The sequence below is a fragment of the [Leptolyngbya] sp. PCC 7376 genome (assembly GCF_000316605.1).
In the GTDB taxonomy this organism is placed as follows: domain Bacteria; phylum Cyanobacteriota; class Cyanobacteriia; order Cyanobacteriales; family MRBY01; genus MRBY01.
Window position 1 is genome coordinate 315,920 of sequence record NC_019683.1, and the last position, 18,853, is coordinate 334,772.

Genomic DNA, 18,853 nt, shown 5'->3' on the forward strand with positions numbered 1-18,853 from the left:
CAAAAGGCAGAATTTTTGTAACTTGTTGAAAAAATCGCAGCTTGTACTTCGATGTAAAAGATGAACTTGGGTTAAATTTTGATCCAGAGTAGGTTTTCTTCCCACGATCAGAACCATATTTGAAGATGGGACTTAGACCTCAACCCCGTAAACCTTTAACCCATAGTTTTGTAGTTGACTAGACGAGGAGTAAACAGTGAGCTTTTTTGAACAAATCAAACCCAGCATCAAAAGTAAATGGCTGGACTATTACGAAAATAACCATGAATGGCTAAAACTCCTCATGGAAGGTGGCGAATTTGTCGAAACCCCTGATGGTGGCCGTCGTCCCCAAGGTTCTGTCGTGATTGGTGCGGTGAGTTCGATGGAGCCCCGCCTCGCAGAGATTCTCTATCACTTTTTCTTGGTTCACGCGAACTATGACACCGTCGTCGATGTAATCGGCTTAAACTTTGACCCAACGAAAACATTAACAAACCTCCAATCATCTGGTGCTGCGGCAAAACCAGTAGTCGCTCCTCCTCCAAAAGTGCCGGCTCCCGCTCCTGCTGAATAGTTACAGCAAAGAAGATTTCCCCTCATTTAAAACTGGGGGGCGATCGCCTCTCTCAGCAGCAGTCGGATTTGCCGCTCCCAGATATCAGACTTGGAAAAAACATTTTTCTCAAAACCCTTTCAAAATAATCGATTTCAAACAATCGCCCTAAGTTGTATCTCAGGAGATTTTTATGACTGTTGCCCAAGAAAAATCAGCGTTAAGCTTTGAATGTGAAAGCGGCAATTACCATACCTTTTGCCCCATTAGCTGTGTCGCATGGCTATACCAAAAAATTGAAGATAGCTTTTTCCTCGTCATTGGCACGAAAACCTGTGGCTACTTCCTCCAGAACGCGATGGGAGTAATGATTTTTGCCGAGCCTCGCTACGCCATGGCAGAACTCGAAGAAGCAGATATTTCCGCCAAGCTCAACGATTATGATGAGCTGAAGCGCCTTTGTGAACAAATTAAGCGCGATCGCAACCCCAGCGTCATTGTCTTTATCGGCACTTGCACCACCGAGATCATCAAAATGGATCTCGAAGGATTTTCCCCTCGCCTCGAAGAAGAGATTGGCATTCCTATCGTTGTTGCCCGTGCGAATGGTCTCGATTACGCCTTTACCCAAGGCGAAGACACCGTTCTTGCAGCAATGGCAAACCGTTGCCCCACCGAAGAACCTCCCCAAGTTGTCGAAGAGCCAAGCGAAAACCTCACTCGTTTCCAGAAGCTACTTAATCTAGGCTTGAAAAAAGATGAGCCTACCTCCGATACTCCTCCCGAACCTGAGTACAAAGAGCATGATCCATTAATTCTGTTTGGCTCATTACCTGATCCCGTTGCGACGAACCTTTCCCACGAATTAAAAAAACAAGGAGTCAAAGTTTCCGGTTGGCTACCCACCAAACTCTACACAGAGTTGCCCGTTGTTAAGCCTGGTTATTACGTTGCAGGCGTAAACCCATTCCTCAGCCGTACCGCCACCACTCTAATGCGTCGCCGTAAATGCAAACTTATTGGCGCACCATTCCCGATTGGCCCTGATGGAACTCGTGCTTGGGTCGAGAAAATTTGTTCTGTCTTTGGCATCGAACCCCAAGGTCTCGAAGAGCGTGAAGCCCAGATTTGGGAGAGCTTAGAAGATTATCTCCAGCTCATCCGTGGCAAATCCGTTTTCTTTATGGGCGATAACCTTTTGGAAGTATCTCTTGCGAGATTCCTGATTCGTTGCGGCATGACTGTTGATGAAATTGGCATTCCCTATATGGATAAGCGCTATCAGAAAGCTGAATTAGATTTTCTGGTAAAAACTTGCCAAGAGATGAATACGCCAGTTCCAAAGATTATCGAAAAGCCCGATAACTACAATCAAATCCAGCGCATTAAAGAATTGCAGCCTGATCTTGTGATTACAGGAATGGCTCATGCAAATCCCCTTGAGGCACGTGGTATCAGTACCAAATGGTCAGTGGAATTCACCTTTGCTCAGATTCATGGCTTTACTAATGCCCGTGACATTCTAGAGCTGGTCACTCGCCCATTACGCCGTAACAATAATCTCAAAGATTTGGGTTGGGACAAATTGGTAAAAGAAGAAGCAACGGTCTAAAAGTTCCATTTCAGAAGACTAAATAATCGGGGTCATTAGCTTAATAGTGATTCCGTTTTTTCTTTTTAGTTATTGGTACTCTTTATGAAGATTAGTCCTTTTAGAAAACTACAGTCTCTCTCGAAAAAAAAGAAGATTGGTGGGGAAGATTCCTTTGGTTATTCCTATGAATCACCAGGAAGTATGCCGGGCACATTACGCATTGACCATAATGCTTTGCCACCTGTCATTTCATTGGTTGAATATAACGCAACAGATTGGCTCAATATTGAGGAGACAACGCCGGAAGAATGTGGAAAACATTTAGGCAATAGTTCAGTCTCTTGGGTCGATGTAGGTGGTATTGGGGATCAAAAAATTTGTCAGAGGTTAGGCAAAGTTTTTAGGTTACATCCATTAATTTTGGAAGACATTGTAAATGTCCCTCAACGACCAAAGCTTGAGGTCTATGATGATCAGCTATTGATTATTACTCAGATGGTTGTGCCAATGGCCAATCGTAAAAGTTTTTGGCTAGAGCAGATCAGTTTTATTCTGGCGAATCGTTATCTTTTAACGGTGCAGGAGGAAGATGAATCTGATTGTTTCGATGGTATCCGCGATCGCCTCAAACAGAATAAAGGTGTCATCCGGCAACATGGCACTGATTTTTTAGCTTATTCGCTCTGGGATGCGGTGATTGACGGCTATTTTCCAGTACTAGAATTGCTGGGCGATCGCATTGAAGATTTAGAAGATGAAGTGGTCATTCGCCCGACTCCTGAAACCCTTGCGGCAATCCACCAGGTCAAACGAGAATTGTTGGCATTGCGACGTGCTATTTGGCCACAAAGAGATGCCTTAAGTGATTTAATTCGTGACCATAGTCCTTTGATTCAACACGATAATTTTCAATATTTTCGAGATTGTCATGACCATACAGTGATGATTATTGACATCATTGAAACCTACCGTGAGCTTGCTTCTGGTTTGATGGATGTTTATCTTTCAGCCATGGGTAACAAAATGAATGAAGTGATGCAGCTACTCACTGTTATTTCTACAATTTTTATTCCTCTCACGTTCATTTCTGGCTTATATGGCATGAATTTCAATACGGCAAATTCTAAATGGAATATGCCAGAGCTCAATTGGGAATATGGTTACTTTATTTGCCTCGGCGTTATGGGTGGAATCACTGTTGCTTTGCTGATTTTCTTTTGGCGTAAAGGATGGCTCAAAATGTAGTTTTCAACGAAGAAAATAGTAACCTGTTACAGCGATTTATTTAGACCATTTAGGCAGTTTTAAAGTTCTTTAATCAAGCTCTTCCGTCGAAACACTGAGCACCTGGGGTGGGGTTGCATCAGGGGGATAACGTAATTGCACATTCACGAATCGGCGATCGCCAGCTGGCATTTCGAGTTGAACTAGAGGTTTCCCTTCTTGGCCACGCTTTTGGACGAGGTGGACATATTTAGTGCGAGGCAAGCCTTCGTCATCTCTATAACTCACTTGCACTGTTCCTCGGAAAAATGTCGATGTGGGCAAAGGTTCAAAAAAGCGTAATTTCTCGTCAGTGGCATCCTGTTTAATTGGTGTTTCAAAGGAGACAATAACGGTTTGAGTTTCGTCGGTGGGGTTATGGAGTGGCAAGGTTAAATCGTAGTGCACGCCGTAGTTGCCGTGAGCTGCGTAAGCGGTGTCATCATAGCGACGAATCATCTCAGCAGTTTGAACTTGTCCTGTACCATGGGTTCCGGCAGCAAGGGTACTAATGCCGTAGGAAAAAGTTTCGCCAGCTGCGGGAATCGTCAAATCCCATTGGTCGGTATCGTAAATCTGAGTTTTCCAGCCACCACCAAGGGAAACTCCAGCGACTCTGCCATAAATAATTCCACCGCCTGCTCCAGGAACTGTGGGAGCGCGATCACGGGGTGTAGAGAGTTCAGTAGAAATCAAAGTCTCTTGCCATTCATCTAAGGTTGGAGCACGATAAGTGCCATCATCATTTTCTTTTTCAAAGAGGGCAAGGCTTGCTAGATAAATCGGTGCATCGCTATAAAGTTCAAGATAGGTGGAGCGTCCATTAAGGGGAGGCTCCAGTTCTTTTACAGGGATTGGCAAATCTACGAGCATTTCGTAGCTCTGGGGCGCAATCGTAATGTATTGCGGAAAAATACTTTGGCGGCGATCGCGTAAGACATCACTCATCACTCGACTGCCTGGCCCTGCAAACACATCACCCTTGGGATTCAAAATATAAGGATCAATATTAAAAAACGGCGCATCGGGCTGGCTCAGATAGCTCGCCCCGGTCAAAAAATAGACTGTTACAGGTTTGTCGCTGGGATTGTAGGCGATCGCCCCAACGTAGAGACTCCGTAAATCCTCAGGATCTTGGGCATGGGCAACATGATGGGCAAACAGATCGAAGCGACCATCAAACGCATAATCTAGATGCGCCTCAGGATTTGCCATACCCGCCGCTGGAAACGTGGAGAGCAAAACCCCTTCACCCAAAACCTTCTCGGGACTATTGCTATTAAACACAGGGACATCATTTAATTCCCCTGGCAACACCCGCACCTCCTGCGGTCGAACGACTTCAACAGGGGTTTGCGCAATTAATAATCCAGGGAAAAAGAACATGGTAGGTCGCAGGCTAGCTAAAAAATATGGGCGATCGCCCCAAACACAAACGTAAGAGCAAATCACCCAAACCAGACGTAAATTGTTAGAACTTTTATCCCGAAATCTCTACGGCATAATCAAAATTAGTAGATCCTTTGAAGAAAATGACCCTTCGCATTGAACCTTATCTCGATCAAAAAGCCCGCTGGCCCCAAACCGGGAAGGTTATTTTGGCCCAATACGATGCAGAATCAGTCACGGTTTATCAAGCTTATAGACCAGCAATTGGTCATTTTGCTGCAAAACATGGCTATTTTGGCGGAGAACATTTCAAGCTTTCCAGAATGACTTGGATTAAACCCAACTTCCTCTGGATGATGTACCGCTCTGGCTGGGGAACAAAACCAGGTCAAGAAGTAATTTTGGCGATTAAGCTTCACCGTTCTGCATTTGATGAAATCCTTGCCCAAGCTGTGCACTCACAATTTATCCCGAAGCTCTATACCAGCCAAAAAGATTGGCAGCGAGCAGTACAAAATTCTGATGTGCGCTTGCAGTGGGATCCAGACCATTCGCCATCTGGAGGCAAGTTACAACGACGGGCAATTCAATTGGGATTACAAAGGGCGATCGCCGAGAAATACTCACGGGAGTGGATTATATCGATTGAAGATATTTCCGAATTTATCGCAGAACAACGGCAACATATGTTGACTCGCAATTATGAAGCCTTGGTTACTCCGCAGGAATCGGTCTATGAAGTAGTCAATCCTCAAGTTGCCAACCATCTCCAACTCTCGGTATTAAACGCTGAATGATTTGATGGGGCGATCGCTAACCTTCGATCTTTAGCCAGCAGACAAGCCTTTACTCGCAAGCCATTCATCATTAAATAGACGAGATTGATAACGCGCACCGCTATCACACAGCACTGTCACAATCGTATGGCCAGGGCCCATTTCCTTCGCAATTTTGTAAGCAGCACCGACATTAATGCCGACGGAACCGCCCATGAATAAGCCGTCTTTGCGGAGAAGTCGATAAACCACTTCTAGCGCTTCTGGATCTGTCACCCGCACGGCATCATCCATCGGCACATCTTCCATATTCGCGGTGATACGGCCTTGGCCAATACCTTCAGTGACTGAATTGCCTTCTTTTTCGAGCTTGCCTTCTTTGACATAGCTATAAAGCACACTACCCATTGGGTCAGCCACAACACATTTCACATCAGGATTTTTTTCTTTCAGATACAAGGCTGTACCCGCATAGGTACCACCTGTACCAGTTGCTGCTGTCCAAGCGTCGATTTTGCCTTCTGTTTGCTCCCAAATTTCGGGGCCAGTGGTTTCGTAGTGGGCGCGACGATTTGCCACATTATCAAATTGGTTTGCCCAAATCGCATTCTCTGTTTCTTCAGCCAAACGCTTAGACCACTTCACATAGTTATTTGGGTTGGCATAGGGCACAGCTGGTACCGTCCGCACATCTGCTCCGAGCGTCCGCAACAAATCAATTTTTTCTTTCGATTGAGTTTCAGGGATAACAATGACGCATTTATAGCCCTTCGCATTACAGATATGAACAAGGCCGATGCCAGTATTGCCTGCTGTCCCTTCGACCACTGTGCCACCGGGCTTGAGTAAGCCTTTTTCTTCTGCATCCTTAATGATGAATAATGCGGCACGATCTTTGACGGAACCGCCGGGATTAAGGAATTCTGCTTTTCCTAAAATTTCACAGCCTGTTTCTCCACTAAAGCTGTTGAGGCGAATGAGGGGAGTATTACCGACTGCTCCGACAAAACCGTCTCGAATATTCATGGGCTAACTGCGCTTAAACTCTGTTGGTTGGCATTGATATTGCAATCTCATCATTGTGACATGGCTATGGTCAATCGCTAAATTGACACCTTTGATGGCTTTAAAGAAATTATTGGCGATCGCCCTTCTCTACCAAGCCAATCAAAACAGACACAGACATTGACACTACAAATTTTCAGTCATCCGACGGCTCATTTATATGCTCTAAAGCTTCACGGTACAGATTAAAAATATGACTATCCTTCAAGCTATATAAAACATTACGCCCCTGCTTTTCATAACGAACTAAGCGCATCGTCCGCAAAATCCTCAACTGATGCGAAACAGCTGACTCTGACATGGCAACCTTCGCCGCCAAATCCCTCACCCGCATCGACTGCAATGCCAAGGCAGACAAAATGCGCCATCGATTTGAATCGCCCAGCACACCAAAAAATTCAGCCATCCGTTGCGCTTGCTCTTGACTTAAAACCTGCTCAAAAGGAAACACTGAGTGCTCCTCGCAGCACACCTTACTGGTTTCCGTTTCCGCATCTGCCATTAAGCCCACCAAACTCTTACGCAACGTTGAGTCATTGTCTCACCATATCGTTCTTCCTCTTGCCATAACATTTTTCGCACACAGATACCTGAACAGTTATTCATGTGTTAGACTTCACCAAAGCATGAATATTCGTTCAAGCTTTCATTTATTTTGAATAGGTAAGGTACATCCTCATGGCAACTGCAACGCAACTAAAATGTGACTGTCCCAACTGCACCTGCATGGTGGATTTGGCGTCGGCAGTGAAAAAAGATGGAAAAAATTATTGCAGCACGACTTGTGCTAACGGACATCCAGAGGGTGGTTGTTGTGCCGAGAGTAGCTGTAGCTGCGGTGGCTAGAAAGGTAGCGATCGCCCTTTAAACGATCTGCCACAGCATGAAATCGATTAAGACTCTAAAAGCTTGCTTCTGAATAGGGAGTGAGCTTTTGTATTTTTTTTGAAAAAGTCGAGGAATGTAGTGCCATTAACTGTAGAAAAAAGCCGTTCAGATAAATCGAAAAGGAAGCGAGTCCTGCCCCTGATATACTAATTTACGCCCTGTTCCGAGCCTATAAAAGGTGATGAGGCATCGTTCCCAGTGGGACGACTGTGTACATACAAGCGAAAAAGAAATCAGTGGATCTCAAACACCTTTTCCAAACCGAAAATCCGATCCTCGGTGTTGTTCATTTGTTGCCTCTACCGACCTCTGCGCGTTGGGGGGGTGATCTCCGTAAGGTTTTCGACCGTGCCGAACAAGAAGCGGCAGCCTTAGCAGCTGGTGGGATTGATGGCATCATTGTTGAAAATTTTTTTGATGCCCCCTTCACCAAAGGAAAGGTAGATCCCGCAACGATCAGTGCCATGACCTTGATCATGGATCGTCTAGCCGGCTTGGTAACAGTGCCACTCGGTCTGAATGTACTGCGTAATGATGCGAAAAGTGCGATGGCGATCGCCGCCTGTACTAATGCTAAATTTATTCGCGTTAATGTTTTGACTGGCGTTATGGCTACAGACCAAGGGTTAATCGAAGGTAATGCCCACGAACTTTTAAAATATCGCCGCGAACTCGACGCTGATGTCGCAATCCTCGCCGATGTTCTCGTTAAACATGCCCATCCTATCAGCACACCAAATTTAACAGCAGCTATCCACGACACCGTGGAACGGGGTTTAGCCGATGCTGTAATTCTTTCCGGTTGGGCGACGGGTCATGCACCAAAAATTGACGATATTAAAGACGCCCGCGAAAATTCAGGCAATACACCGATTTTGATTGGCAGTGGTGCAACTTGGGAAAATATTGGTAATTTGCTACAGGTTGCGGATGGGGCAATTGTGGCAAGCTCCCTCAAGCGCCACGGTAAAATTTCCCAGCCGATTGATCCACTGCGAGTCTCGCAATTTATGGAATCGGCACAACAGGGCATAAAAATTCGTCAAATGCGCCAGCAACAGTTTGCCTAAACTCAAAAACACAAAATCCTGAGAGTTCCCTGAGGCACTATTAAGGTTTTTCTAAATTTGTCTAGAGTTCGTATTTGTTGGCTGTCAGCATCGGTCTTTGGCGACTAAGATGTAAATTGTTCGTATAAAAATTGTTTCAGACGCTATGGTACGCAGACGTTCCCAACCTTGGATTCATCAATGGTCTCGTCCGATAATCGGGGCGATCGCCATACTTGGTTTTTGTCTAACCACTTATCTCACGCTTACTCGAATTCTCGGTGGAGATGTCGCCTGTGGTACCGAAGCTGCTGCCAGTTGTGGCGATGTGCTCTCTAGTCCCTACGCAACAGTCTTTGGATTACCGCTTTCCCTCTTCGGGGCGATCGCCTACCTAGGGATGTCCGGATTTGCACTCTCGCCTCTAGCCATCAGTATCGAAGAAAACAAGAAGCTCCGTACCAAACTTGAAGAATGGACATGGCTATTTCTACTGATTGGCGCAACAGCCATGAGTATCTTCAGTAGTTATTTGATGTATCTTCTCTTCGCTAAAATTGGCGGAATTTGTTTATATTGCATTGCCTCAGCCGCGTTCTCATTATCCTTCCTGATCTTCGTAATTCTTGGTCGTGCCTGGGAAGATATTGGCGAAGTTTTTCTGATTACCTTCGTCGTTGGCATTATCACAATAATTAGTACCCTCGGCATCTATAACAGCATCGAGCGGGCTTCCCAAGTCAATACACCAAGCTATAACGATGCGGGCCAAGAAATTATCACGTCAGTCCCTGCCAACAAAGCACCACAGCCACCAAGTGGTTGGGACATTACGACAACCTCAGGCGAAGCAGAACTAGCCCTAGCAGAACACCTCACCGAGATTGGTGCAAAAAAATTTGGCGCATTCTGGTGTCCTCACTGTTACGAACAAAAGCAATTATTTGGTTCCGAAGCCTTCGATAAAATAGACTACATAGAATGTGCAGAGGGCGGCAAAAATCCTCAACCCCAAGTTTGTTCTGCTGCGAACCTCGAAGGATTTCCAACCTGGGACATCAACGGTGAACGTTATTCTGGGACACAAAGCCTAGAAGAATTAGCTCAAGCCTCTGGCTTTGAAGGATCACAAGACTTTAAGTATGCATTACCGCGCTAAATCAAAGTCATTCTTAATAACTTTCGGATCACCGCAGGTTGAAACTGTAAAAACAAGCGACTCTCTTTCTTAAATTAACAACAATGGCAAAACTGAACCGAAAGCTGTGGGTAAAGACCAGGCGCTGGGCCAAACAAAATGCCCGTGTTTTTGCAACAGCAGGTTCAGTTAGTGCTGTTGTTATCGGCCTAAGATTGATATCTTTGCTACGACTCTTTGAGCTAACGGCATTAGATGCACTCTTAAATCTCCGTCCAACGGAACCGATTGATGATCGAGTCCGTATTGTTGCGATTGACCAAAGAGATATCAATAAATATAAGTGGCCCCTCGAAGATGAGATCCTTGCAGAGCTCATTGAAAAAATCAATGCTCAGGAGCCAGCGGTTATCGGTTTAGATATTGTTCGCGATCGCCCCATCGGTCGTGGCCAAGTGCAACTGGAAGACATTATTCGTGAGTTGCCTTATTTCGTTGGCATTGAAGTTTTACATTCCGATCCTGACTTTCGCACACCGGCTTTACCCATCATGTGGAAGGAAGATGAAACGGGCCAGTTAAAAAATGGTGTTGGGTTTAATAATTTCCCCCTTGATGCCGATGGGGTTGTACGCCGTAATAGTTTGTATTGGTCTGTGGAAGGAGAAACCAAGCGTAGCTTTTCACTACAGCTTGCATGGCAATATCTTCAAATCATGGAAGGTATTCCTCCAGAAGGTTACCCAGCAGAAGCTCCAAAGCACCTAAAATTTGGCTCTGCTATTTTCTATGACCTCAGAGAATTTTACAGTATCTATGGCTGGCTATCCCCCGACGATAATTATCAGATTATTTCGAATATGCGGAACCCCGATAAGCTGCGCTCTGTAAGCTTATCGGAAGTGATGAATGATGAAGTGCCCCCAGGCTTTTTCCGAGATCGCGTTGTTGTCATTGGTAATATTTCAGAAAATACGAAAGATCTATTTCTTAGTCCCTTCAGAAAACGTCTAGGTCAGACGGTTGATCGCATTGGTGGTGTACAAGTCCATGCAAATTTCACCAGCGAAATTTTAAGTGCAACCTTAGATAATCGCCCTTTACTGAAGTTTTTTCCTTTATGGCAGGATGCCATCTGGATTTGCATCTGGGCAGTGCTTGGATCAGGAGTCATCTGGCGGTGGCGATCGCCCATTCGTGGTGGCGCCATATTGATCACCTGCATTAGCAGTATCCTTGGCGGTAGCTATATCCTCCTTTTTTACATTAGGCATCATGTTTCCCCTTGTGCCTTGCCTGCTGAGCTTAATGGGTTCAGCCACCGTCGTCACCATGTACCTCGCCCACCAAGAAAAAGAGCTCAGCCGCTCAAAAGAGTTTTTTCAGCTCATTATCAACAACATCCCTGACCCTGTTTTCGTTAAAGACAAGAACTATATCTTGACCGTTGTCAACGATGCTTTTTGCCAGCTTATTGGCCGTCCAGCATCCACTGTTCTGGGAAAATCCGACTATGATCTTTTCATTTCTCCAGAAGCAGAAAATTTCCGCCAGCAAGACGAAAACGTACTACAAACAAATCTTGCTCAGGAAACCGAAGAATCCCTCACCGATTCAGAAGGTGACAACTATCTCCTGGCAACCAAGCGTTCAATTCACAAAGATGGTGCAGGGAACGTTTTTCTCGTTGGCGTAATTCGTGATATCACCGAACGCAAAAAATTAGAAGCCAAGCTCCGCCGCACCGCTGAAGAGTTAACTCGCTCTAATCATGAGCTCAAAGCCTCTGAAAAACGACTACGTCACCTCGCGAATCATGACCCTCTAACAAGTCTACCCAACCGCAAACTCTTTAATGAGACCCTAGAGCAGCTTTTAGAATGGGGTGAAGCTGAACAACAACTCGTTAGTCTCTTATTCCTTGATCTAGATGGCTTTAAACCGGTGAACGACACGATGGGTCATGATGTAGGCGATATCCTTCTCAAAGCTGTCGCTCAACGCATCAAAAATTGTCTGAGAATGAGTGACGTTGTTAGTCGACTAGGAGGCGATGAATTTACTGTTCTTTTACCTGGAATCAAAAAACCCTCAGATAGCTTAATCGTCGCGCAAAAAATTCTTGATACAGTCTCGTCACCTTATAAACTCAACGGTCACGACATCAAAGTTACAGTTAGTATTGGGATCAGCGTCTACCCTGACGATCATACAAAGGCTTCAGAACTTGTAAAGCTGGCAGACATCGCAATGTATGAGGCTAAACGAGGAGGGCGCAATCAATATCGGATGACTCAAAATCTCGCCAATCTCATCGAACAAAACCTAGAGAAACAAGCATAATTGACAAGCTTTACAAAAAAGTCACAATATCTTGATGAAACTCTTTGTCATTTTCGCCACGGAATTAGGTACTATTCAAATAAGAATTATATAATTTTTGAAATCTAGGTGAGAAAAATCCGCTATTTTGTGTGATTCACTCCCAGGCTGCTATAGTTATAGTCAAAGTGACAACAGACTGAGAAAATAAAATTAATTTATTAAAATACGTGAATGTACGGAATTATTAGTTTAGAATATTTGGTAAGTGTATCCTCGATGTTGTCGAGACGATGATCATGAGCACAGCTTCTAAGTTTTTATTGATAAATGCGGCGCTTGTGAATATTTTTCTTCCAAGTGGTGCGATTGCCTCCGTAACGACCGGAGAAGCTGTTGAGATGACTAATAATCAGCGCCAAATCGCCATGGAAGTCATGTTTGAGCCAGCCAATGGCGGGGAATGCCGTGGCGATGACCAGTGTGCTGCTGGTGGCGCTTATTAAACTCAGAAATTTTTTCTTCGAAATCTGATTTTATACTAAGTGAATTTGCAATTGTTTTATTGAAGACTCAATTTTCACAATTGAGGCTGTAGCGAGTTTCAATGCCAGTGATAGCGTTAGTTCCAGATGCTCGCTTACAAAGCTGCGATAGTTGATAACGGTCAAGCAAGGCTCCAGAGAAATCGGCTCCAGCTATATTGGCATCCGTAAAATTTGTGCCGGGGGCAACTGCATCTGTGAAAATGGCATTTGTCAAATTAGCACCAGACAGATTGACCTGATCCATAAATGCTTCAGTTAAATCAGCTCCGCTCAGGTTAGTATCCATAAATTTCCCCTCTGAAAGGATAGCTCTGCTTAGATCGCTGCCAGAAAAATCACTACTACGTACATCGGCTCGGGCAAAGCTTGCGGCTTGTAGTTGCTGGTGAGAAAAATCGCTGTTGGGAAGCTCCGAATAAGTGTAGTTCAGTTTGCTGTCTTGGGCGATCGCCGGAAATGTCAGCCCTAGAACAAGTACCAAAATAGCAAAGACAACAACCAATTTTCTGGCCAGTTGCTGTAATGGATGGAATCCTCGCTCGGACAAAAACATTTTCATACCTGCGGATATTTTAAAAGACGAACCAAATTACATTATTTACTGTATCGCGTTAAGTTCGAGACGTGTGAACTCGCAAACCAATCCCAATAATTCCAATGTAAAAAAATATATAGGAAGTGCTGAATACGCATGGGATTGAGCATTATGTATCTTGCACTACTAAACTTTTTTTATGGAATGACGATATTATGTGTCATGGAATTGACTCAGGGTATAGCTCGTGAGTTTTTACCTTGGGCATAGATTCTCAGTGTGAGGAGAATTAGAAATTATGACTTTTATTAAAAACCTTTCGTTGGCTATCGCGGCAACCTCGGTTTTAGTTCCCGCGGGTCAGGCGATCGCCGAAGACTATTTTGACATCAACAACGTTGGTCAAAATACAGAAGACTCGATGATGCAAGTCAACAGCGTCTTCCAACTACGTGACGTTGCACCTTCCGACTGGGCATTCGATGCACTCCGTAACCTCGTTGAAAAGTACAACTGTATCGCCGGTTATCCCGATGGTACTTTCCGCGGCAACCGTCCCCTCAGCCGTTATGAATTTGCTGCTGGTCTTAACGCTTGTATGCAGCAGATCGAGCGTCTTATCGTTGGTGGTGAAACTCCCGATGCAGCAGACATCACTCGCCTCCGTGCCCTCGTTCAAGAATTTGAAGCTGAGCTTGCGACTCTCGGTGCTCGCGTAGACGATATCGAAGGTCGCGTTGAGTTCCTCGAAGACAACCAATTCTCCACAACAACGAAGCTCGTTGGTGAAGTTGCATTTGTTGTTGCTGATGCTTTCGGTGAAGATGATGTTAACGGCAACGATTTAGAAGCAAACACTGTTTTCCACAACAAAGTTCGTCTCCAATTGGTTACAAGCTTCACTGGTAAAGACAAGCTTTATACACGTCTAACAGCAGGTAATACTACAGCGTCTTTCTCCACAGAGACTGGCACTAACGAAGGTCGCTTTGCTCACGACACTGGCGATGCAACTAACGACATTGTGATTGACCGTTTACACTATGTCTTCCCGCTCGGTAAAAAGACCACTGTAACCACAATGGCCCGTCTTGGTGCCCACCACTTCTACGCTGACACTTTCAACAAAGGTCTTGAAGCTGGTGGTGGTGCAAATGGTGCTCTATCTCGCTTCGGTGAGCGGAACCCCATTTATCGTCTTGGCATCAGCGCCCCTACTACAGGTATTGGTTTCAAACACAACTTTAACGATACGTTCCAACTCTCTGCTGGTTATTTAGCCAAGAATGGTAGTGATCCCTCCGAAGAGGCAGGTCTCTTCGATGGTACTTATTCCGCTCTCGCTCAGTTAGTTGTTAAGCCCAGCAAGAAGTTTAAGTTCGGTGCGACTTACGTTCGTGGTTATGATACCTCCACTGGCACTTTTGCATTCGGTGGTACTGGTACAAACTTTGCCAATGGCCTCACTGGTATTGGTGGTGGTGGTCTAACAAGTAATTCCTTCGGCCTCCAAGGACAATTCGACATTAGTCCTAAGTTTAGTCTCCGTGCTTGGGGTGGTTACACCGATGTTGATGCTATTGGCGGTGGTGAAGCTGATATCTGGAACTACGCTGTTGCAGCTGTCTTCCCTGACCTCGGCAAGAAAGGCAACATGGGTGCAATTATTGTTGGTGCTGAACCCCATGCGACTGAATTAACTAACGGTGCTGGTGCTGACCAACTTGGAACAAGTGATGACACACCTTGGCACATTGAGGGTTTCTACAAGTACCAACTCACCAAGAATATTTCTATCACTCCTGGCGTTATTTGGTTAACTTCTCCGAACCAAGACAGTGGCAATGATGACATCGTTATTGGTGCTCTCCGCACAACCTTCAAGTTCTAAAGAATGAATTGAAGCAAAATGCTTTGATTTTTTGAACTAATTGATTTTTTCCAGCAAGACCTCTGCTATAGAAGCAGGGGTTTTTTGTTCTGTAGTGACCGCTAGTATGCATTGACGCATATCTGAGCAAAAACTTCAAAGTTGTTGGCGTAAATTCTGTGCAGCCCGCATCCACTCAGTTTGTTCTTGCTGGGTATAGAGGAGCAAGGCGTAATCTAACAAAGGGATCGCAGCACTTTCTCGCTCATTACGAATCAGAGTTTGAGCGGCAGCAAAGTAAGCATTGGCATAGTTTTTATCTAAATCGCTAGCTTTTCGGAAAGCACTAAGGGCAGCTTCAGGATTACCACGGGCTTCGGCGACACGTCCCTGTAAGTAATGGACAGCGGGTAAGCGAGGGTTTTGTTTGAGAGCAGTCGTAATGAGATGTTCTGCTTGTTTGATGCGATCGCCATCGAGATAGGCTTCAGCAAGTTGGATAGCAGCTTCAGTTAAGTTTGGGGCAAGTTGATTCGCTGTTTCCCAAGCTTGGATGGCGGCAGCTGTACGGCCAAATTGACGGTGCAAAAGACCAAAATTGTAATGGGCAATGGCAAGGTTGGGATCAACGGCGATCGCCTGTTCAAGATACTGCTGTGCCTGCGACCAGTTCTGAACGTCGAGGAGAATACCGCCGATACTAGCGAAACCTAAAGCAAAATTCGGCTGAATCACGACTGTTTGATAAAAAGCATCTGCGGCTTTTTGGAGATCTCCAGCTTGTCGATAAGCGAGTCCCAGATTGTAATGAGCTTGCCAAAGCTCAGGGTCAAGGGCGATCGCCTCATTAAAGAGTTGAATAGCTTGAGCAACTTGTCCTTGCTGGATGCGCTGCAATCCCTGGGTCATTTTCTCTTTAGCTGCAGGCGTCGTCGGTGTGATTACAGGCAAAGAAGAGTTGTGTTTTATCTGTGGGGATCGCTCTTCTGCAAAAACTGGATTAATAGCCACACTGCAAAAAAATAAGCAACAGCTTAAGCGAAAAAGATTACGAGAAATGAATAGATTTGTCACAAGATTAACAGATGTTTATTGAACTTTAAATCCAGCTCTAGATACCTTACAAGACATATCGATTTTAGTGGGTAAGCCCCCAAACAAAGATAGGCTAATCACAGATTAAGGCAGTAAAAGCAACTGATCCCACACCTAAACTGAGTACTTTTACTGTCCTTGTCGTTAGAGGTATTCGCGACAATCTTTTCTAGCATAGCTTTTATTATTTCAACTCAAAAATTAGGGATTTAGTATGAGTAATTCAATAAAAAATATTCGTAATATTGCGGTCATTGGGCCCTATTCTTCCGGTAAAACAACACTCCTCGAAAGTCTTTTATTTGTAACCGAAAAAATTAGTCGTAAAGGGTCAATCGCCCAGCACAATACCGTTGGTGATAGTAGCCCGGAAGCTCGTGATCACGGCATGAGCGTTGAGGTATCTGTCGCCAGTACAACTCACGCCAATATTGACCTCACATTTTTAGACTGTCCGGGTTCCATTGAGTTCCTCCAAGAAACATATAATGCCCTCGTCGGAGTCGGGACAGCAATTATTGTCTGTGAACCAGAAACTGAACGTATTTTAACCCTTGCGCCCCTCTTTAAATTCTTGGATGACTGGGATATTCCCCACCTTGTTTTTATTAACAAAATGGATCGGGCGAAAAATAATTTCCTTGAGATTTTAGATGCTCTCAAAGAAGCATCAAGTCGTCCTCTCGTTCCTCAGCAATACCCGATTCGCAAAGATCGTGAACTGATTGGTTTTATCGATCTTGTGTCTGAGCAAGCCTATCACTACCATCCTGATTCGCCCGCTGATCCTGTTCCCTTCCCTGCCGAACTCAAGATTGAAGAACAGATTACTCGAGAAGAAATGCTGGAGACCCTAGCGGATTTTGATGACCAGCTCCTCGAAAAACTCCTGGAAGAAGTGGCGCCATCCTCAGACGAAATTTTGCAGGATCTCCGTCAAGAGCTCAGTGCAGACCAAGTGGTTCCAGTGATGTTCGGAATTGCGGAACAGGATTACGGTATTCGTCCATTACTGGATGCCTTGGTTAAAGAGGCTCCGGCCCCTACAGTTACAACCAGTCGTCGCCAACTTAAAGCCAGTGCGAGCGAAACGATTGTTCAAGTTCTCAAAAATTTCTACACTCCTCAAGGCGGCAAATTGTCCCTTGTCAGAGTGTGGCAAGGTGAACTCAAAGATGGAATGCTCCTCAATGGCGATCGCCCGGGGGGCATTTATCATTTAATGGGTGGTCATCAACAGGCAATTCAAACAGCAGTCACGGGGGAAATTGTGGCTCTAGCACGGATGGACTCAATTAAGGTTGGTGATACTCTCAGCACTGGTGAGAAAACGGTTCAACCGCTACGCAAAGCTGACATTATGCAACCCGTCTATGCATTGGCGATCACCCCAGAACGTCGTAAAGATGAAGTGAAACTTAGCGCGGCTCTCGGCAAACTCATTGACGAAGATCCGTCCCTCGCATGGGAACAACATGGTGATACCCATGAAGTGATTCTATGGGGACAGGGTGACATCCATTTGCAGGTGGCCTTAGAGCGCCTCAACCGCAAATACAACATCCCGATGTCCACTCAAATGCCCAAGGTTCCCTATAAGGAAACCATCCGTAAGAGTGGCCATTCCCATGGACGTTATAAGCACCAAACAGGTGGCCATGGTGCATTCGGTGATGTTCATCTCGATATTAAACCCTTATCACGGGGCAGTGGCTTTCAGTTCCACCAGAGCATCGTAGGCGGCGTCGTGCCAAAACAATATATTCCCGGCGTCGAGATGGGTGTGAAAGACTCTTTGCAGCAGGGGCCATTAGGGTATCCCGTTGTCGATGTGGATGTAACCCTCACCAATGGTTCCTACCATTCCGTTGATAGCTCTGAGCAAGCATTTAAACAGGCTGCACGGATTGCGATGAAAGAAGGTATGCAGAATTGTGACCCACAGCTTCTGGAGCCAATCCTGACCATTAATCTCTATATCCCGAATGAGTTCACCTCCAATGCACTGCAATTGGTGAGTGGTAAGCGCGGTCAAATCCTTGGCTATGAAAGTTCGACGGATTGGCAAGGTTGGGATCACATCACAGCTCACTATCCCATTGCAGAAATGCATGATCTAATTATTGAGTTGCGATCGCTCACTTTTGGCGTCGGCTTCTTTGATTGGCAATATGATCATCTTCAGGCAGTACCAGAAAAAGTCTCCGAGAAGATTTTGTCCCATAACAGCGCTGACTAAAAAAAGGTTTTTCTTTTCATCCTGATTATCCCTACCATCCCAGTGAATAACGAAGTGGTAGATGCAGCTCGTCCCTAGATTTTTAAAATTTGGGGGCAGTTTTTTTATTTGTATGGTTTTTCAGTCACAGTGTTTTGGCTAGGGTAGGAGCAATCTAATACAAGGCAATCGGTCTCCGCAACAAAAGGGCCATGTACTTCACCTGGTGGACGACTGGCATAGTCTCCAGCTTCGAGGCAACGATCAAAAGCTTTGTCATAGATCTGTCCTGACACAATAAAAATTTCTTCGGGATAATCATGAATCTGCGCGCCAAAGTCTGTGGTATCTGCCCCTGCCTTGAAGCGAGTCAGCCTTGTATAGTCGCCAGTTTCTTCATCAATCGCGAGAAAAAGTTGCTCAATTAAACCATTTGTTCCTTCAATTACTTCCCATTGCTCGGCGTTTTTAGGATGCAGGGGATTCCAGTAGGTTTTAGTCGTTTTCGCCATAATCAATATTCCTGTTTGTTTCGGAAAGTTGGGTTAATAGACTGAAGCAAAAGCTG

18 protein-coding genes are annotated in these 18,853 nt (G+C 45.1%); 12 read left to right on the forward strand and 6 right to left on the reverse strand.

The window, feature by feature from the left end; translation table 11 throughout:
- Positions 1-196 precede the first annotated feature (196 nt).
- From LEPTO7376_RS01370 to corA, 3 genes are all read left to right on the forward strand, one after another.
- Positions 197-556, forward strand: coding sequence for a DUF5331 domain-containing protein (locus LEPTO7376_RS01370; RefSeq protein ID WP_015132503.1), 360 nt, complete (start codon positions 197-199; stop codon positions 554-556).
- Positions 557-728: 172 nt separating this feature from the next.
- Complete coding sequence (locus LEPTO7376_RS01375) at positions 729-2,147, forward strand: ferredoxin:protochlorophyllide reductase (ATP-dependent) subunit N (protein WP_015132504.1); 1,419 nt, start codon at positions 729-731, stop codon at positions 2,145-2,147.
- Between the two features lie 84 nt (positions 2,148-2,231).
- Positions 2,232-3,374 (forward strand): magnesium/cobalt transporter CorA, encoded by a 1,143-nt coding sequence (corA, locus tag LEPTO7376_RS01380; protein ID WP_015132505.1) that lies wholly within the window; start codon positions 2,232-2,234, stop codon positions 3,372-3,374.
- A 69-nt stretch (positions 3,375-3,443) separates the two neighbouring features.
- Here the strand turns inward: corA and LEPTO7376_RS01385 are convergent, their stop codons facing one another.
- Positions 3,444-4,778 carry a DUF3370 domain-containing protein gene (locus LEPTO7376_RS01385; protein ID WP_015132506.1) on the reverse strand — a complete coding sequence of 445 codons (1,335 nt, stop codon included), beginning with the start codon at positions 4,776-4,778 and terminating at the stop codon, positions 3,444-3,446.
- Between the two features lie 146 nt (positions 4,779-4,924).
- On the opposite strand from LEPTO7376_RS01385, the gene LEPTO7376_RS01390 reads away from it, so the two are divergent.
- On the forward strand, positions 4,925-5,578 hold the full coding sequence (locus tag LEPTO7376_RS01390; RefSeq protein ID WP_015132507.1) for a DUF4291 domain-containing protein: 654 nt from the start codon (positions 4,925-4,927) through the stop codon (positions 5,576-5,578).
- 30 nt (positions 5,579-5,608) lie between these two features.
- Here the strand turns inward: LEPTO7376_RS01390 and LEPTO7376_RS01395 are convergent, their stop codons facing one another.
- On the reverse strand, positions 5,609-6,583 hold the full coding sequence (locus LEPTO7376_RS01395) for a cysteine synthase A (RefSeq protein WP_015132508.1): 975 nt from the start codon (positions 6,581-6,583) through the stop codon (positions 5,609-5,611).
- A gap of 175 nt (positions 6,584-6,758) precedes the next feature.
- Entirely contained in the window at positions 6,759-7,124 is a 366-nt protein-coding gene (locus tag LEPTO7376_RS01400) for a helix-turn-helix transcriptional regulator (protein ID WP_015132509.1), read from the reverse strand.
- 176 nt (positions 7,125-7,300) lie between these two features.
- Between LEPTO7376_RS01400 and LEPTO7376_RS24190 the strand changes: the two genes are divergently transcribed.
- From LEPTO7376_RS24190 to LEPTO7376_RS01420, 6 genes are all read left to right on the forward strand, one after another.
- Positions 7,301-7,468, forward strand: a complete 168-nt coding sequence (locus LEPTO7376_RS24190) for a metallothionein (RefSeq protein ID WP_015132510.1) — start codon at positions 7,301-7,303, stop codon at positions 7,466-7,468.
- 278 nt (positions 7,469-7,746) lie between these two features.
- On the forward strand, positions 7,747-8,580 hold the full coding sequence (gene btpA / locus LEPTO7376_RS01405) for a photosystem I biogenesis protein BtpA (protein ID WP_041763088.1): 834 nt from the start codon (positions 7,747-7,749) through the stop codon (positions 8,578-8,580).
- Positions 8,581-8,725: 145 nt separating this feature from the next.
- Positions 8,726-9,718: a vitamin K epoxide reductase family protein gene (locus LEPTO7376_RS01410; RefSeq protein ID WP_015132512.1), complete on the forward strand. Its 993-nt coding sequence runs from the start codon at positions 8,726-8,728 to the stop codon at positions 9,716-9,718.
- An 83-nt stretch (positions 9,719-9,801) separates the two neighbouring features.
- The gene (locus tag LEPTO7376_RS25485; RefSeq protein WP_015132513.1) at positions 9,802-11,106 is read left to right on the forward strand and encodes a CHASE2 domain-containing protein; all 1,305 of its coding nucleotides are present in this window, start codon (positions 9,802-9,804) and stop codon (positions 11,104-11,106) included.
- A complete protein-coding gene (locus LEPTO7376_RS25490; RefSeq protein WP_160148358.1) occupies positions 11,006-12,040 on the forward strand; it encodes a bifunctional diguanylate cyclase/phosphodiesterase in 1,035 nt (344 codons plus the stop codon). Before LEPTO7376_RS25485 ends, LEPTO7376_RS25490 begins: the two co-directional genes overlap by 101 nt.
- A gap of 320 nt (positions 12,041-12,360) precedes the next feature.
- Positions 12,361-12,525, forward strand: coding sequence for a hypothetical protein (locus LEPTO7376_RS01420; protein ID WP_160148359.1), 165 nt, complete (start codon positions 12,361-12,363; stop codon positions 12,523-12,525).
- A gap of 67 nt (positions 12,526-12,592) precedes the next feature.
- Here LEPTO7376_RS01420 and LEPTO7376_RS01425 read toward each other — a convergent pair whose 3' ends face one another.
- The gene (locus LEPTO7376_RS01425) at positions 12,593-13,120 is read right to left on the reverse strand and encodes a pentapeptide repeat-containing protein (protein WP_015132516.1); all 528 of its coding nucleotides are present in this window, start codon (positions 13,118-13,120) and stop codon (positions 12,593-12,595) included.
- 280 nt (positions 13,121-13,400) lie between these two features.
- Between LEPTO7376_RS01425 and LEPTO7376_RS01430 the strand changes: the two genes are divergently transcribed.
- The gene (locus LEPTO7376_RS01430) at positions 13,401-14,993 is read left to right on the forward strand and encodes an iron uptake porin (RefSeq protein WP_015132517.1); all 1,593 of its coding nucleotides are present in this window, start codon (positions 13,401-13,403) and stop codon (positions 14,991-14,993) included.
- Positions 14,994-15,128: 135 nt separating this feature from the next.
- On the opposite strand, the gene LEPTO7376_RS01435 is transcribed toward LEPTO7376_RS01430, so the two are convergent.
- Entirely contained in the window at positions 15,129-15,923 is a 795-nt protein-coding gene (locus LEPTO7376_RS01435; RefSeq protein ID WP_216700276.1) for a lipopolysaccharide assembly protein LapB, read from the reverse strand.
- 358 nt (positions 15,924-16,281) lie between these two features.
- On the opposite strand from LEPTO7376_RS01435, the gene LEPTO7376_RS01440 reads away from it, so the two are divergent.
- Entirely contained in the window at positions 16,282-18,306 is a 2,025-nt protein-coding gene (locus LEPTO7376_RS01440; protein ID WP_015132519.1) for an elongation factor G, read from the forward strand.
- A 104-nt stretch (positions 18,307-18,410) separates the two neighbouring features.
- On the opposite strand, the gene LEPTO7376_RS01445 is transcribed toward LEPTO7376_RS01440, so the two are convergent.
- Positions 18,411-18,797 carry a cupin domain-containing protein gene (locus LEPTO7376_RS01445; protein ID WP_015132520.1) on the reverse strand — a complete coding sequence of 129 codons (387 nt, stop codon included), beginning with the start codon at positions 18,795-18,797 and terminating at the stop codon, positions 18,411-18,413.
- Positions 18,798-18,853 lie beyond the last annotated feature (56 nt).